Source organism: Cohaesibacter celericrescens (assembly GCF_002866925.1).
Taxonomy (GTDB): Bacteria; Pseudomonadota; Alphaproteobacteria; order Rhizobiales; family Cohaesibacteraceae; genus Cohaesibacter; species Cohaesibacter celericrescens.
This window is the reverse complement of the sequence record NZ_PKUQ01000008.1, coordinates 103,763-118,652: the sequence shown is the minus strand read 5'-3', so window position 1 is coordinate 118,652 and position 14,890 is coordinate 103,763. Positions and strand designations below refer to the sequence as shown.

Genomic DNA, 14,890 nt, shown 5'->3' with positions numbered 1-14,890 from the left:
GTTTCAACGTGCGGCGCGTTGCAAACGATCATTGATCGCCTCGCCCAGACCGTCGTTGGAAATGGGCGCAACCGCGATGGTTTGAACGCCTTCCATATCGAGTTCCCGTAGAAATGCAAATAAATGCTGGGCGGCCTCAAAGCTGTCTCCCTTGGGAGATAGATTGAGCACTTTGACCGCGCCGTCCGCACCCGTTGGCATGTCTGGGCCAAACGCCAAAAGCGCCTCGCCGTCCTTTACGTCCTCGGCATTCAGACGCACTGGAACGGACGGGGCGTAGTGTGATGTTAGCATGCCGGGGGAACGGGGGGTGTTATCGTCGGTTCCTGCACGCAAAAGCGGCCGCCCGAGCGCCTGTTCTAGCACGTCTGTTGACAGACCTCCGGGGCGCAACAGTGTAGCCGGAACGCGATCAGAACAGAGAACCACACTGGATTCGACCCCCACTTTGCATGGCCCCAAATCGGCGATCAAATCAAGCCGACCAGCCAGTTCTTCGCGCACATGCGCTGCGGTGGTGGGGCTTACGCGGCCGGATCGATTGGCCGAGGGAGCCGCCAGTGGTTTGTCGAGCGCATGTGATAACGCCCGCATCAAAGGAGCGTCCGGAACCCGCAACGCCACCGTGTCCAATCCTGCTGAGGTGAGGTCCGCAATCGGACTGTCGGCCCGCTTGGGAACCACCAAAGTCAAAGGCCCCGGCCAGAACTGGCGTGCCAGCGTCAGGGCATCGTCATTGAAAATGCCGTGTCTTTGTGCGGCTTCCAGACTTGGCACATGTGAAATAAGCGGATTGAAACTGGGGCGATCCTTGGCTGCGAAAATCTTGGCAACGGCCTTTGCATTGGTCGCATCGGCAGCCAGTCCATAAACGGTTTCTGTCGGAAGGGCCAGCAAGCCACCATTGGCCAGTATATCGCGTGCACCGACAAAACCGTAATCGCGCGCAAACGCTTCGGTTGCGGCTCCGGTTTCAGAATCAATATCGCAGGATTTGGGAGGCCAGACGGGGGTATTTGGGGACATAAGTACACTTCAATTTTTGGCGATCTTTGGTGTCTTTTATAAGACACTCAGTCTGAGGTCCAGTCACACTTGCAAAAGCCTTTGCACGGTGACGCAGCGTCTTCAATGACGGGTCGAGCTATGGGGGGAAAACGAGGCTTTTTTATGCCGAATGGCTAAGACCCGTCGTCTTGACGTTGGCGTCAATCCAGATACTCTGCACTCTTATTATTGCTTGAGACAAGCGGCGTCAAACAGACCGGAGACACAAATGGCTTATCGCACACCAGTAGCGGACATGGTCTTTACACTGAAACATGTTGCAGGGCTCAATGACATGATTGCAGAGGGAGCCTATCCTGATCTTTCCGATGATCTGGTGGATGCCGTCATGCAAGAGGCTGGCCGGTTCAATACTGAAGAAGTCGCGCCATTGCTGTCGCATTCCGATGTGCACGGCTGCAAATTGGAAGAGGGCCAGGTCACCACGCCCCCTGGTTGGGCTGCGCTGTACAGAGCTTGGATTGAAGGCGGTTGGAATTCTTTGACAGGCCCCGAAGAGTTTGGCGGACAGGAACTTCCCCTGCAAATGGCTTCTGCAGCGATGGATGTTTGGAATCAGGGCTGTATGGCCTTTGCTCTTGGCCCCACCCTGACAATGGGGGCAGTCGAGGCATTGGATAAACATGCCACTCCGGAGCTAAAGGCCAAATATTTGGAAAAATTGGTGACAGGCGAATGGATGGGAACCATGAACCTGACCGAGCCGGGTTGCGGATCGGACCTGTCAGGTATGCGCACCAAAGCGCAAGCTGTCGGAGATGGCACCTATAAAATTACGGGCCAGAAGATATTCATCACCTACGGCGACCATGACCTGACCGACAATATTGTTCATATGGTCTTGGCACGGTTGCCGGACGCACCAGCTGGGACGCGTGGCATATCGCTGTTTCTCGTGCCCAAATTTCTCGTCAATGATGACGGGACGCTTGGCGCGCGTAATGATGTTGAGGCGGTCGGGCTTGAGCATAAACTTGGAATCCATGCATCGGCCACCTGCACAATGTCTTATGGCGACAATGGCGGCGCAATAGGGTGGCTTGTCGGCGAAGAGAACCGAGGGTTGGCTTGTATGTTCACAATGATGAACAATGCCCGCCTGATGGTTGGTATTCAGGGCGTCGGGGTGGCTGAACGGGCCTTCCAAATGGCCCGCGATTATGCGCTTGATCGCAATCAGGGCCAAAGTGTCGGAGCTCCCAAAGGCGGCGCTATGGAAGCGATCATTGTACATCCGGACGTGCGCCGCATGTTGATGACCATGCGTACATTGACCGAGGTGATCCGCTCTATTTCCTATCGCTGTGCTCACGCCATCGACCGCACCAATGCCGCCATTGCAAGTGGCAACAATGAAGAAGCCAAACATTGGGGCGAGCGGGCTGGCATCCTAACCCCTATTGCGAAGAGTTTCTCCACCGACACTGGCACCGATGTGGCATCGTTGGGCATTCAGGTTCATGGCGGTATGGGCTTTATTGAGGAAACCGGTGCTGCCCAATTACTGCGTGACAGCCGCATAGCCTCGATCTACGAAGGCACCAACGGCATTCAGGCGATTGATCTGGTCACACGCAAATTGCCTCTGTCGGGCGGCACCGCGATCAAGGAAATGTTGATCGAAATGGGCGGCTGGACGGCCAAGGCATCCCAAAGTGAAGATGAAACGCTGGCGATGATCGGGTCTGAAATGAATGAGAGTGTTGAAGACTTGAACTTCACGACCGAATGGCTGTTGGCCGCTTTGAAAGCAGGCCGAATGGAACAAGCGCTGGCCGGAGCGACGCCTTTTCAACGTCTGTTTGGATTAACGCTCGGCGGTGTCCTGCTGATCAAGGGCGCAATAATAGCGCAAGAGCTGGGGGATCCATCTGCGGAAAAACGTCTCGCAATGGCGCGCTTCTTTGCGACCAATCTGGCTCCTGAAACCGCAGCCCTCATGGACACGGTGGTCAATGGCGCTGACGCAGCACTCGATAGCGACAAGGTCCTGGCCGCGGAATAGGGCAGGGGTGCGGATAAGCAATCAAGGCAAGTGTGAAATAAAACAGGCCTGATCTTCCCGATAGGAAAGAACAGGCCTGCAACGGAGCGCTATTTAAAGTCGATTAGTTGGTTTGGGGTTTGGTTTTAGACGGGGCTAACGCGTCTTCCGAGACTGGCGCTTTAGGAGCCAGTGACGCATTTTTCATTTGTTTTCCAACGGTTACCAGCAACAGTTTGGATGGATCGAGCAAACGCGCAGCAACCCGTTTTGTGTCTTCCAAAGTCACGGCTTCAATGTAGCTGTTGCGCTTTTCAAAATAGTCGATATTCAGACCTTCATTCTGAAGAGCCACGAGCTGACGCGAAATCTTGGAGGAGCTGTCGAAGCGCAGAGGGTAGGATCCGATCAGATATTTTTTGGTCGCATCCAGTTCTTCCTGTGTCGGGCCTTCTTTACCCAAGCGCGCTATTTCCTGTTTAACCAGAGTGATGGCTTGTTCGTTATTTTCAGAGCGTGTCGCCATGCCGCCAGCAAAGAGAGCAGCGTGATCGGACGATGTCAGATAGCTATAGACACCATAGGCCAAGCCGCGTTTCTCGCGGATCTCATTATACAAACGGGACGAGAAAGAGCCGCCACCCAGAATGTGATTGACCAAATAGGCTGCATAAAAATCATCATCCTGACGGTCAATGCCCGGTGCGCCAAAACGAATCGATGTTTGTGGTGCATCAAAGGGCACATGGATTTCACCAATACGGGCAATTTTGACATCTTCAACGGGCTTCAAGTCTCCTTTGGCTGGCAAAGGCGCAAAGACCTGATCCAGAAGGGTCTTGACGCTTTCCGCATCAATTGCCCCGACAATCCCGATGGTCAGTCCGTCCCGAGTGAAGATTGCCTTATGCAGATGCTTCAAATCGGCCTGTGTGACCGCCGCCAGTGACGTTGCTGTGCCGTTTGAGGGCCGACTATAGGGATGGCCCGGATAAGCCGCCTCGCGGAAGGTACGAGCAAGGATTGTGTTAGGATCCTTCTCTGCCCGTCGCACAGAAGCAATCCACTGGGCGCGCATGCGTTCTACCGAAGAGGCTTCAAAATGCGGGCTCTGAATGGCTTTGGCCAGCAATTCAAACGCAAGAGCCTTGTTGGGTGTCAGCGTGCGAAGAGAGCCGAAAAAACGATCTCGGCCAGCATCAAACTTCATTTTGATGGCATTTTCTTCCAGCGCAGTCAGAAACTCTTCACTGCTAAGATCATCCGCGCCTTCGTCCATCAGGCTCGTCAACATAGTGACGCCACCCTCTTTGCCATCTTCATCTTGTGAAACGCCACCAGCGAAAGAAAAATCGATGGCAATAATTGGCACCGTGTGATCTTCCACCAGCCAGGCTTCGATACCGGAGGCACTCACAACTTTTTGGATCTCTTGCGCGCGTGCCATGGTCCAGCTGGCGACCAGCACCAGGGTCGCAAGCAAGGTGAGGACGAACAGGCGCTTGATTTGCCCTTCGTTGGTTTTGATGGCAGCTATCGCTTTGGGATGATTGTTGTTGTGTGCCCGCTGACGAAGCAAGGCGGCGCGATGTGATGCATAGTCTCGATTTTTCATAGCGATCCCTTATCCTTCGACGGCTGGTTTGAGGTCTGGTTTTTCAGTTTGATCTTCTGGCTGTTTCACATCTGGCTTTGGTTTCGGCGTCCCCTGTGGACGGGATTGCGGATTGGGTACTTTTTGCGCAGAGCGCGGCGGTTGCTTTGGTTTTGCCATTTCTCGAGCTTTTGGGCCGGGCAACCCGGCAGGGGCGGCGTCATCACCATCCTTGGATTGTTCCGCTGCAGGCTTCTGTTCGGCAGGGGATGTTGTGAGATTTGCTGCTTTCTTAGTGGCTTGCGGTGGCAACAAATAGCCGGTGACAGAGCGATGCTCTTGCAAATAGGCTTTTGCAACTTCAACCACCTGATCTGCCGTCACGCCAGCCAGACGCTTGGGCCAGCTTTTGATTTGGTCTAGACTGGAACCGGAGGTCAGACTGCTGCCAACGATTCGTGCCAGTGATGCCTGATTGTCTTGCGCATAAAAGCTCTCCGACAACAAGGAGCGTTTTGCACGTGCAATTTCTTCTTCGCTCACGCCATCCGTTATCAGTCGGTCGATCTCAGCTTTCATCAAGTCCATCAACCCTTCAGGGGTCAAATCGCCTGTTGGGCTGCCATATAAAACAAGGCTGGTATCGTTCAGGCCACCACCTTGGTAATAGGCGCCTGCAGATGTTGCGACTTTTTGATCAACGACCAGCGCTTTATAGAGGCGGGAATTGGTGCCTGAGCCAAGAATATATCCCAACAAATCAAGCGCGACAGATTCGCCTTTCTTGGCCGTCACATCAGAGGGAACCATATAGGAGCGGCGCACACTGGGTTGGGTCACGCGCTCATGTCGCAGAGTAACGGTGCGTGCGGTGCGCTGAGGCGGCTCCAGCGGACGCAGCCGCTCCCCCGGTTCAGCGCGACGTTCAACCTTTCCATAGGTTTTTTGTGCCAAATCACGCACTTCGTCTTCGGTCACGTCTCCGGCCACCACAAGAACAGCATTGTTTGGCGTGTAATAGAGATTATAAAAATCAATGGCTTTCTGACGATTGAGAGTTTCCATCTCATGTTCCCAGCCAATGATGGGAATGCCGTAAGGATGATTGCGATACAGCGCCGCGCTGAGCGCTTCACCCAACAGAGCGCTAGGGTTGTTATCAATGCGGCTGGCGCGTTCTTCCAGAATAACCTGCAATTCCGGTGTCACTTGATCTTCGCGCAGCTCTAGATTCGCCATCCGGTCTGCTTCCAACTCCATCATCAAACCAAGATGCTGCTTGGCCACGCGTTGATAGTAGGAAGTGTAATCTTGAGATGTGAAGGCATTTTCTTCCCCGCCAATCGAGGCGACGGTCTTGGAAAAAGCGCCATCAGGGTGCGCCTTGGTGCCTTTGAACATCAAATGTTCAAGGAAATGTGCGATGCCAGATTCGCCTGAGACTTCATCTGCGGCGCCGACTTTATACCAAATCATATGGGTGACAACGGGCGCACGATGATCCGGAATGACAACAACCTGCAAGCCGTTTGGCAAGTCAAAGGACGAGAAATTGCTACCAAAATCGGGCAGCTCGGCTAAGGAAGACCCTAGAACCTCAGTCACCTGAACGGTGCTGGGTGAAGGCGTTTCAGCAAAAACTTGCGGCGCTGTGCCCAAAAAGCAACTGGTCATGAGCGCGACAGCCAGAGTTCGTTTGGTCATCAAGGACCGGCTTTTCAGCAAGGAGAGCCCTTGCGTCAAGGAATGTCGGGGCGTCAAAGTCCTAGTGGGCATCCAAGTCTCCAGCATTTCATTCAAACAGGTCCAATGCGGCGGTATTGCCGTCTCGGGACTGATTCTCATTTAGCAAGCGGTTGCGGCAAAGCTGTGGCAGAAACTGCCAGCACCCTCCAAACAGGGGGATGACTACCAAATAAAGTAGGGAGCGATAAGGTAACACCCAAATGAAAACTTTGTAATAGAAGCATAGTGCGCTTGGATTTTACCACTTTGGGTTAAAAGACTCTCATTCTCCCCAGCCAATTGGACGAGCATTTGATTTTGAATCAAACGCAATTGCCGCCAGAATCGAAAGACAAAATCCGCCTGTTTGGCAGCGTGTTGGTCGGAAATTGCGCATCAAAGGCCGGTTTTCCCTTCGACTTTGGCGGGGGGGAGTAACGCTAAAAAGGCTATCTTACGCACTTGTCTTTGCCAAAAACTGAGGATTTCCACGTATTTTGTTGCCCATAGCTTCACTTAGCATCCGCAATTGGACCAAGATTGACTGGTTTTTATGCGGAAAATTGAATTTTTTGTATATTTTTCAATCACATGGCTGGAAGTATAGTTGTCTTGACACCCTAGGGCCGCCCGATTATGGTGCGCCCGTCTTCGACAGCTGGAAGGACACGACAGGATGACCGGTAACAAAGATACGGAAACTCCGAGTGAAATCTCAGTTGATATTGACGACGGAAAGCTGGACAATCGTCTGGGAGAGCTGGACGCCAGCCTCGCAAAACTCCGCGGGGCAAAGGCAACAGATCTTCGGCAACAGCAGGATAACCAATCGGGTGCTTCTGGAATGGCCATGGCTTGGCGTTTAGGGTCCGAATTTGTTTCTGGTGTGCTGGTAGGCGGTGGTATCGGCTGGATGATTGATGCATGGTTTGGTCTGGCACCTTGGGGAATGATTGCTTTCCTTCTTCTCGGTTTTCTGGCAGGTATGCTAAATATGCTGCGTTCGGCGGGCAAAATGCCGCCACCGGGCGCTTGATTTGAACGGACCGATTGTGCTTGATAGCCAAGCGGTCTAGACGAGAACAGGCCGGATTGATGGCTCCTTACCCACCTTTTGGTGCTTGGAGTGGTCAAATTTGGTTGAACCAGATTGAAAGAGGGCAGGCATCGTGGCCAACGATCCGATTCATCAGTTCCAGATCACCAAGATTTTTTCTCTGGGCGAAGTCGGTGGCGTAGAGTTCGCAATGACGAACTCCGCACTGTTTATGATCGCAATCGTACTTGTGATTTCTGGGTTTTTGATCTTGTCAACGTCAGGGCGTGGGCTGGTCCCAACCCGTTGGCAATCGACCGCCGAAATGATGTATGAGCTTGTGGCCAGTACCTTGCGTAATTCGGCCGGTACCGAGGGTATGAAGTTTTTCCCTCTGGTGTTTTCGCTCTTCGCCTTCGTCTTAACGGCCAACCTGATTGGTCTTTTCCCTTATTTCTTTACCGTGACGAGCCACTTGATTGTGACCTTGGCGCTGGCCCTTATCGTGATCGTCACCGTGGTGATCTATGGCTTCATGCGCAATGGTCTGGGCTTCCTTAAGCTCTTTGTGCCCTCCGGTTTGCCTGGTGCTATTGCACCATTCATCGCTCTTATCGAAGTCCTGTCTTTCTTGTCCCGTCCGGTCAGTCTCTCATTGCGTCTGTTCGGTAACATGCTTGCAGGCCACATCGTGCTGAAGGTTTTCGCCGGTTTTGTGGTCTCGCTGTCTGCGGCAGGAGCAGTTGGTTGGTTTGGGGCCTTGTTCCCCTTTGCCATGACCATTGCATTGACAGCTCTGGAGTTCCTGGTCGCGGTTTTGCAGGCCTATGTATTCACAATCCTAACCTGCGTATATCTTAATGACGCAATCCATCCTTCTCACTAAGGTGAAGCAGCTAGGTCTGTGTGGAACAGTTTCGAATCGACTAACAACTAAATCAAATGCGCGAATTGACGTAAATAGGAGAGATTACAATGGAAGCTGAAGCAGCAAAGCTGATTGGTGCTGGTATCGCTTGTTTCGGTATGGCCGGAGCTGGTATCGGTGTGGGTAACATTTTTGGTAGCTATCTGAACGGCGCTCTGCGGAATCCATCCGCAGCTCCTGCTCAGTTTACCAACGCGCTGATTGGTGCGGCTCTTGCAGAAGGTCTTGGCATCTTCTCACTGGTTATCGCGCTCCTGCTCATCTTCGTAGCTTAATTTCATCTTAGGAATTTAAGCCGACGAAGATTCAAAACATGTCAGTAGCCGTCTTGGTTCTAACCTGGCTTGTGTTTGAGCATCGCTCAATATACTTGCTCGGGTGCAGAACTTCGACAGTTGGCAATCGTGAGATACAGCGTCACGACGGCTCTGACTTTTTGACTGGGAGATGACGATGGCGCAGCAGCAGACCAATGCGCAAGCAGAAGCTGAGCAGAATGCCGAAGTTGGGCATGAGGCAGCCGCGCATACGGAAGTTGCCGGAACTGCTGATGAACATATAGCGGGTGGTACATTCCCTCCGTTTGATCCCGCCACTTTCGGGTCGCAGCTTCTGTGGTTGGCTATTACTTTCGGACTTCTCTACTATTTGATGTCCAAAGTAGCACTGCCACGTATCGCAAATATTCTGGAAGTTCGGCGTGACCGGATTGCCAGTGATCTGGGCGAGGCAGAGCGTCTTAAGCGGGAGACGGACGAAGCAATTGCGTCCTATGAACAATCTCTGGCTGAAGCGCGCCAAAAAGCCCATGGTATTGCCCATACCGCTCGTGAAGAAGCTAAGACTCATATTGAGGCTGAGCTTTCCAAGGTAGAGGCAGGGATTTCCAGCCAGCTTGCAGACGCAGAAGAAAAAATTTCTGCTGTGAAACTAGCTGCGATGAGTGAAGTCGATGCCATTGCCCAGAGCACAACCGAAGCCATTCTCGAGCAGCTTTTAGGCTCTGGGGTCGCTCAGAATGACATTGCAGCGGCGGTCGCTGCTGCAAAGGCAAATTAAGGAGTGACACATGGGTGACGCAACTTTATGGGCCTTGATCGCTCTGGTCTTGTTTTTGGGCCTTCTCGTCAAGATGGGCGTTCCAGGCAAGATTGCGGACGCTTTGGACAATCGTGCCAAGGCGATCGAAGATGAACTTGATCAGGCCCGCCGTCTAAGAGAAGAAGCACAAGCTCTGTTGGCTGAGTTTCAACGAAAAGCACGTGAATCAGAAAGCGAAGCCGAAGAAATCGTAACACTCGCCAAACGCGAAGCTGAAGCGATGGAAAAAGAGGCGCACGCAAAGATTACTGAATATGTGGCGCGTCGCACCAAACAGGCCGAAGACAAGATTGCTCAGGCGGAAAGCCAAGCAGTCTCTGAGGTCAAGAGTGCCGCAACAGATCTTGCGATTGAAGCAGCCAAGGGTCTCTTGACTTCGAAACTTGCAGGTAAAGGGGGGCGTGACTTGCTCAAAGCCTCTATTGCCGAGGTTGGTACCAAACTCAATTGATTTGGTATTCAGACCCTCACAGGTTTCTCTAACAAATTTGAAAGCCGTGGCGTCAATGCTGCGGCTTTTTTGATTCTATCTGGTAAAACCGATGCGCCAACAAAAATCGGGAGCTTTCCGCTGGTCCAGCTGGATGAGCCATGAGGATGTTGCGCATTTGTAAATTCATTTCAGGGTGGAGCTATGGACCCTATTTAGGATGCTGTTTGCTCGGGTCAGAGGATCAATTGTCGACGCGACGCTTACATTTTTATCAAACTTTAGGCCCGCCACCCCGTTAGACAATGATTTAGCTAGAATTGCTTTTTAAAAACGAACAAGATTGTATAGTGGATGGTATTGGGTCAGTGACATTTGACGTTTGCAACTGAATAGGCACTGAAGGTGTGCCGACGTCTCGATCAAAACAAAGTCTTCAAAGCGGCGTGCTTTGGAAATTATAAATTGTAACGCACATAGCAATCGGGCGAGTTCATGCCACACAGACGGAAAAAATTCACGGAAGAAGAGCGTAGCACCCGCGATCTGATTTTGGATCTCACTGAGAAAGAGATTGGCGAGTTAGGAATCGAGGGCTTGCGCCTCAAGGGCATCGCGCAACAAGTCGGTATTCAACTGCCATCTCTCTATGCCCATTTCGCTGGACGTAAGGAGCTCCTGGAAGCTCTTGCCGAGCGACTCATGGATGAGATTTTATTGGTCTATAGGGGGTTAGATGGTTTGCCGCCGCGAGAAGCATTGTTAGCGAGTGCTGACATGACGATTGAATTCTACCTTCAGCATAGAGGTTACGCTCGTTTGGTCCTCGCCGATTTTCCAACGCCTTATGATTATTCGATATTCAATCGAACCAATCACAAGATTGTTGATGTTCTAGATAGACTAGACAAAACCATAAAACTGGGGGTGGCAGAGAACACAGTTCGCGATATTCCTGCCGATTTGTTTTTGTCCTTCAGAATGGGCATTACGCTGTTTCCGTTGTTTATGAGAGCAGACAGCGAGACAAAGGAAATGGTCAAAGACCCGGAAGTAATTGAGCGCATAAAATTGGAAGCCAACCGATTATTAGCAAGTTTTATTTCTGTTCCATAAAGCCACCATCTGTATGTATCCACTCGTTCATGCAGTGTGCCGTGCGATGATTTTGGGTGAGATGAAAGCTCACACCTGACTGAGCCTTATTTGGTTTCCGGTGAACGCAAATTAGGTTCGATTTCAATTCTCCACTATCATTATTGAATATCGGATATGCGGTTTATGCAACGCGACAAGCTGAGAGCATTCAGGGCCGACTTTAAAGTGATTTGCACCTGCATCTGTATGCGTTTGAATGGATGACTTGGTAATGTTTGCAATGATTTAGATGAAAAAATATAGTTAAGTGTAAAAACGGACTAAAATAATTAACTTTTATTGCCAAGAATGATATCGGTAGAGAAATGCTTTTAGTGCAAAGCTGCGATGCGATAAAATTCTGCGCTGCTCAAAATGAAGGCAAAAATCGGGGGATAGTGACGCCGGTAATGGGTTGAGTCATTCTTATGTGCTTTTTTCGGCGTTATAGTCACTCTAAATACAAAGTCATTGGCAACAAAGAGAGATTAGGGCCATGTCCGAACAAAACAGAAAACCTACCCCTCAAGACGATCTGCTCGAAAAAGAATACCATAAGATTGGCATCAGCGCCGTTGCTGCTGCATCTTGTGTAAAAAAGCATGTCGAAGAAAAACACACTGACTACGATCCACACATCAACGATAAATAAGCGACGTGTGTCGAGCGCCTGAAATGGTCGGCTTGGCCGCATGGCTTATCAAATATACAGTTTTGGTCATTTCGTGACCCTTGAAAACGCGCTCCGCCTCATCGCTGGCGCGTTTTTCATTTGGTTGTTGGGGCGTTGTAAACAGTGCCAGTGTGAGAGTGCCCGTTAGAGCGCACCCTGAAGCAGGGTCAGTGCAATCGACCACATCACAACCCCGATAAAGAAGTCTAGAATGCGCCACGCAATCGGCTTCTCGAACAACGGGGTCAAGATGCGCGCGCCAAAGCCCAGCGCAAAGAACCAAACAAATGACGCAGCCATAGCGCCACTACCAAAAATCCATTGCTGAGTGCCGGGCCATTGAGCCGAAAGACTGCCCACCAACAGAACCGTATCCAGATAAACATGCGGATTGAGGTAGGTAAAGGCCAGTACCGTCAGCACTGCCTTGCGTAGACTGATCCTCTCCCCTTTGCCCACATGCATTTCTTCATTCTTGAAAGCCCTTAGAAAAGCCTGAAAGCCGTAGATTGCCAAAAAGGCAATTCCACCCCACGTGATGATGGTGAGTAGTATTTGCGATTGCTTGACCAGCGCGCCCATGCCAGCGACGCCGGCGGCGATCAACAAGGCATCGGAAAAGGCACAGAGCAAAACGATAGGCAATACATGTTGGCGCTGCAAACCAAGGCGCAGCAAAAATGCATTCTGGGCCCCTATTGCAATAATCAGTGTCCCACCCAGCATAAAACCCTGAAGCAGAGGCGCTACATTGACAGCAATAAACATGATAGAAACCTATGAAGGAGAAGGACGAAAAACGAGCGGTTCATTCTTGTAGGCCAATTCTTCATCAAGTCAACAAGGCGAACCAAACGGCTTCTTCCAACCTGAATCTAGTCAAAATACCGGCCCGTTGTGTCCTCCAGTCGGTATAGCGTGCCGTCATTCAACGCGATTGAAATATTTTGATGTCCATTGGCAAGGCGGTTGACGACAAAGTCTTGAACGGGGCGCGCAGGCAGTGCAATGCTTGTGAGTGGGGTGAGGGTGTCTGACTCCAGCAGGATCAACCTTGATTGTGTTGCATCGGGGATAAGAATTCGCTTCATGTTACCCTTGTTTAAGATCGCACTCAGTCCCAGTGCGCGGCTGCCAATCGAGTGATTGGAAAATCCATCTGCCTGCTTTAACTGCTTCAATGCTCCATTCTCATATTGCCAAAGCTGCAGTTGCCCGCCGATATGCGGAGTCCGAACCAAGCCAATTGTCAGCAGACCTGAATTGTCCAAATCTGACAGAATGGATGGATTGAGCCAACGATTGGCTGTTCCGATGGCCGGTGTTTGGGCAAGCAGACCAAGCCTTCCATTCTTTAGCCCCAACACAGCGACGCTTGCGCCTTTCATGAGATAAGACCGCACCAGAATGACCTCGGTTTTGCCATCCCCGTCCAGATCACCCAGTCGCGGTTTGATATCTTCAAATACAGAATCTTCGGGCAAAACAAAGCTAACCAGCTGCCGGTTGGCCAGCCGTACCGTCAGCGCGGCCGCCTCGATAGAATCTCCAAGTATGCCGTGCCCGTAGCGTTTGGTCGGCTGGCTCAACCAGGCTTGGCGGATGTCACCGTGGGGGAGGGTTGTCACATAGCCGTCGTGAAGCGGAATGCCGTGCTCCGCAGTTTCAGCTGGGCTCAGAATTGGCTGGTCGGGTATAGGGTCGGACGGAAGGCCCCCAATCGGAGAGAGGGACGGCTCAGTCTGAGCATGCGCGCAAAAGGCAAACCCTGAAACAGACAGCAAAAGAGGCACAAACAACAAGCGAAACGAAGAAAGCAATTGCATGGAAACGACCTGACATTGGCGTTGTAAAGCCAATGTCATACCATGAGCAGGCACGATGACGGTGTCACATGCCATCACGCTCCATCACACTGTTGCGATGTGCCATTAAAGCCTTAGGGCAGGTTCATGCGGCACATCTCTGTGTCATCGCCATATTGGGCACCATCAAGGATACAATTGTGTCTTGTCCCAACCACCCTCGACAGCATTGAAAAGCACCCGGTCATGCAAACGGAAAGGTCTATCGTGCCAAAACTCGATCTGCTCAGGGCGCACAATGAAACCGGACCAATGGTCTGGGCGCGGCACTGTTCCTAGACCGTATTTGGCGGTATATTCTGCAACGGATTTCTCTAATGCAAAGCGGCTTTCCAGCGGTCTGGACTGTTTGGAGGCCCAAGCACCAATGCGGCTGCCACGTGCGCGTGACTGAAAATAAGCATCGGCTTCCTGTGCACTGACCACGTCTACTGTGCCACGAACACGCACTTGACGTCTCAGGCTTTTCCAGTGAAACAGCAGCGCCGCCTTTTGCGAGGCAAGCAGTTCCTTGCCTTTGGCGCTTTCAAAGTTTGTATAGAATACAAAGCCTTGTTCGTTGAAATCCTTCAACAACACCATGCGCAAATTGGGCATGCCAGTCTCGTCGACCGTAGCGACAGCCATTGCATTGGGGTCATTGGGTTCATTGGCTTCGGCATCAGTCAGCCACTGAGAAAACAGCTCAAAGGGCTTATTGGCCTCAATAAAGTTACCGGACATTAACTTTCCTAGCAGACAATAGACAACGGTGTGACAGGTGGGTGCCTTGCAAGACTGCAAGGTTGCTTAACCAGAGTAAAGGACGGCAACGTGATTGGCTATAGCTTCCCAACATCTATTTGCAAGGCTCTGAATGGAGCTGCTCGGATGTTCGTGATTGCAGCCTGCTGCTCGCTGGGCGCTTGTGCATCCATTGGGTTCGGCGGAACGAATATGGATATCGATGAGACCACCACCGGTTCCATCGGTTCTGATCGTGGGCTCTTGGGCGGAATCGACCAATCAGATTGGCAAATTCTGCTGGCCAAAATTTCATCCTTTGACAAAGAAGCCCTGCAAACAGGCAGCGCCAAGGGTGATTGGGACAATCCTGAAACGGGCTCAAAAGGGCACATCACACAGGTGAAATTGCTCCCTGCACTCATTGATTCTGAATGCCGTTCGTTCAAAAGCTCCATGCATCGGGTAACCGGCGTCGAAAATATTCAAGGTGAAATCTGTCGCGTTCCAAATGGCGATTGGCAAATCACCGGTTTTGCAAGCGGCACTACCGCCTGAGTGCCTATTTGCAGGCTATGCTCGGCGATATGAAAAGCACCAAAATTGCTCAAATTTCTGGATGAATT

General features: G+C 51.5%; 15 protein-coding genes. 9 read left to right on the top strand and 6 right to left on the bottom strand.

From position 1 onward, the window contains the following. Nucleotides 1-3: 3 nt before the first annotated feature. On the bottom strand, nt 4-1,026 hold the full coding sequence (locus tag C0081_RS04860) for an L-threonylcarbamoyladenylate synthase (RefSeq protein WP_101532678.1): 1,023 nt from the start codon (nt 1,024-1,026) through the stop codon (nt 4-6). 250 nt (nt 1,027-1,276) lie between these two features. Between C0081_RS04860 and C0081_RS04855 the strand changes: the two genes are divergently transcribed. Continuing rightward, a complete protein-coding gene (locus C0081_RS04855; RefSeq protein ID WP_101532677.1) occupies nt 1,277-3,073 on the top strand; it encodes an acyl-CoA dehydrogenase family protein in 1,797 nt (598 codons plus the stop codon). Between the two features lie 103 nt (nt 3,074-3,176). Here the strand turns inward: C0081_RS04855 and C0081_RS04850 are convergent, their stop codons facing one another. Both C0081_RS04850 and C0081_RS04845 read right to left on the bottom strand, forming a co-directional pair. Continuing rightward, nucleotides 3,177-4,667, bottom strand: a complete 1,491-nt coding sequence (locus C0081_RS04850) for a M16 family metallopeptidase (RefSeq protein ID WP_210200393.1) — start codon at nt 4,665-4,667, stop codon at nt 3,177-3,179. 9 nt (nt 4,668-4,676) lie between these two features. Beyond that, nucleotides 4,677-6,350 carry a M16 family metallopeptidase gene (locus C0081_RS04845; protein ID WP_101532704.1) on the bottom strand — a complete coding sequence of 558 codons (1,674 nt, stop codon included), beginning with the start codon at nt 6,348-6,350 and terminating at the stop codon, nt 4,677-4,679. Nucleotides 6,351-7,047: 697 nt separating this feature from the next. Here C0081_RS04845 and C0081_RS04840 point away from each other — a divergent pair. The 7 genes from C0081_RS04840 (at nt 7,048) to C0081_RS23175 (ending at nt 11,655) form a co-directional block, all read left to right on the top strand. After that, on the top strand, nt 7,048-7,407 hold the full coding sequence (locus C0081_RS04840) for an AtpZ/AtpI family protein (RefSeq protein WP_101532676.1): 360 nt from the start codon (nt 7,048-7,050) through the stop codon (nt 7,405-7,407). Between the two features lie 133 nt (nt 7,408-7,540). Next, on the top strand, nt 7,541-8,293 hold the full coding sequence (locus tag C0081_RS04835; RefSeq protein ID WP_101532675.1) for a F0F1 ATP synthase subunit A: 753 nt from the start codon (nt 7,541-7,543) through the stop codon (nt 8,291-8,293). Between the two features lie 89 nt (nt 8,294-8,382). After that, nucleotides 8,383-8,610 carry a F0F1 ATP synthase subunit C gene (locus C0081_RS04830; RefSeq protein WP_101532674.1) on the top strand — a complete coding sequence of 76 codons (228 nt, stop codon included), beginning with the start codon at nt 8,383-8,385 and terminating at the stop codon, nt 8,608-8,610. A 178-nt stretch (nt 8,611-8,788) separates the two neighbouring features. Further along, nucleotides 8,789-9,394 carry a F0F1 ATP synthase subunit B gene (locus C0081_RS04825; RefSeq protein WP_101532673.1) on the top strand — a complete coding sequence of 202 codons (606 nt, stop codon included), beginning with the start codon at nt 8,789-8,791 and terminating at the stop codon, nt 9,392-9,394. 10 nt (nt 9,395-9,404) lie between these two features. Then, entirely contained in the window at nt 9,405-9,887 is a 483-nt protein-coding gene (locus C0081_RS04820) for a F0F1 ATP synthase subunit B family protein (RefSeq protein ID WP_101532672.1), read from the top strand. Nucleotides 9,888-10,361: 474 nt separating this feature from the next. After that, entirely contained in the window at nt 10,362-10,982 is a 621-nt protein-coding gene (locus C0081_RS04815) for a TetR/AcrR family transcriptional regulator (protein ID WP_101532671.1), read from the top strand. Nucleotides 10,983-11,499: 517 nt separating this feature from the next. Beyond that, nucleotides 11,500-11,655, top strand: a complete 156-nt coding sequence (locus C0081_RS23175; protein WP_180966761.1) for a hypothetical protein — start codon at nt 11,500-11,502, stop codon at nt 11,653-11,655. Nucleotides 11,656-11,820: 165 nt separating this feature from the next. On the opposite strand, the gene C0081_RS04810 is transcribed toward C0081_RS23175, so the two are convergent. The 3 genes from C0081_RS04810 to pdxH all read right to left on the bottom strand — a co-directional run bounded on the left by C0081_RS04810 (nt 11,821) and on the right by pdxH (nt 14,264). Next, nucleotides 11,821-12,444: a LysE/ArgO family amino acid transporter gene (locus C0081_RS04810; RefSeq protein WP_101532670.1), complete on the bottom strand. Its 624-nt coding sequence runs from the start codon at nt 12,442-12,444 to the stop codon at nt 11,821-11,823. Between the two features lie 107 nt (nt 12,445-12,551). After that, entirely contained in the window at nt 12,552-13,577 is a 1,026-nt protein-coding gene (locus C0081_RS04805; protein WP_101532669.1) for an FG-GAP repeat domain-containing protein, read from the bottom strand. A gap of 90 nt (nt 13,578-13,667) precedes the next feature. Further along, a complete protein-coding gene (gene pdxH, locus C0081_RS04800) occupies nt 13,668-14,264 on the bottom strand; it encodes a pyridoxamine 5'-phosphate oxidase (RefSeq protein WP_101532668.1) in 597 nt (198 codons plus the stop codon). 90 nt (nt 14,265-14,354) lie between these two features. Here pdxH and C0081_RS04795 point away from each other — a divergent pair, with 90 nt between their 5' ends. Next, a complete protein-coding gene (locus tag C0081_RS04795) occupies nt 14,355-14,822 on the top strand; it encodes an RT0821/Lpp0805 family surface protein (protein ID WP_146006406.1) in 468 nt (155 codons plus the stop codon). Nucleotides 14,823-14,890: the final 68 nt, after the last annotated feature.

Bases quoted from the DNA above. Each gene is read 5' to 3' on its own strand.
- C0081_RS04860 (WP_101532678.1), bottom strand. From the start codon at position 1,026: ATGTCCCCAAATACCCCCGTCTGGCCTCCCAAATCCTGCGATATTGAT.
- C0081_RS04855 (WP_101532677.1), top strand. From the start codon at position 1,277: ATGGCTTATCGCACACCAGTAGCGGACATGGTCTTTACACTGAAACAT.
- C0081_RS04850 (WP_210200393.1), bottom strand. From the start codon at position 4,667: ATGAAAAATCGAGACTATGCATCACATCGCGCCGCCTTGCTTCGTCAG.
- C0081_RS04845 (WP_101532704.1), bottom strand. From the start codon at position 6,350: ATGACCAAACGAACTCTGGCTGTCGCGCTCATGACCAGTTGCTTTTTG.
- C0081_RS04840 (WP_101532676.1), top strand. From the start codon at position 7,048: ATGACCGGTAACAAAGATACGGAAACTCCGAGTGAAATCTCAGTTGAT.
- C0081_RS04830 (WP_101532674.1), top strand. From the start codon at position 8,383: ATGGAAGCTGAAGCAGCAAAGCTGATTGGTGCTGGTATCGCTTGTTTC.
- C0081_RS04825 (WP_101532673.1), top strand. From the start codon at position 8,789: ATGGCGCAGCAGCAGACCAATGCGCAAGCAGAAGCTGAGCAGAATGCC.
- C0081_RS04820 (WP_101532672.1), top strand. From the start codon at position 9,405: ATGGGTGACGCAACTTTATGGGCCTTGATCGCTCTGGTCTTGTTTTTG.
- C0081_RS04815 (WP_101532671.1), top strand. From the start codon at position 10,362: ATGCCACACAGACGGAAAAAATTCACGGAAGAAGAGCGTAGCACCCGC.
- C0081_RS23175 (WP_180966761.1), top strand. From the start codon at position 11,500: ATGTCCGAACAAAACAGAAAACCTACCCCTCAAGACGATCTGCTCGAA.
- C0081_RS04810 (WP_101532670.1), bottom strand. From the start codon at position 12,444: ATGTTTATTGCTGTCAATGTAGCGCCTCTGCTTCAGGGTTTTATGCTG.
- C0081_RS04805 (WP_101532669.1), bottom strand. From the start codon at position 13,577: ATGGCATGTGACACCGTCATCGTGCCTGCTCATGGTATGACATTGGCT.
- pdxH (WP_101532668.1), bottom strand. From the start codon at position 14,264: ATGTCCGGTAACTTTATTGAGGCCAATAAGCCCTTTGAGCTGTTTTCT.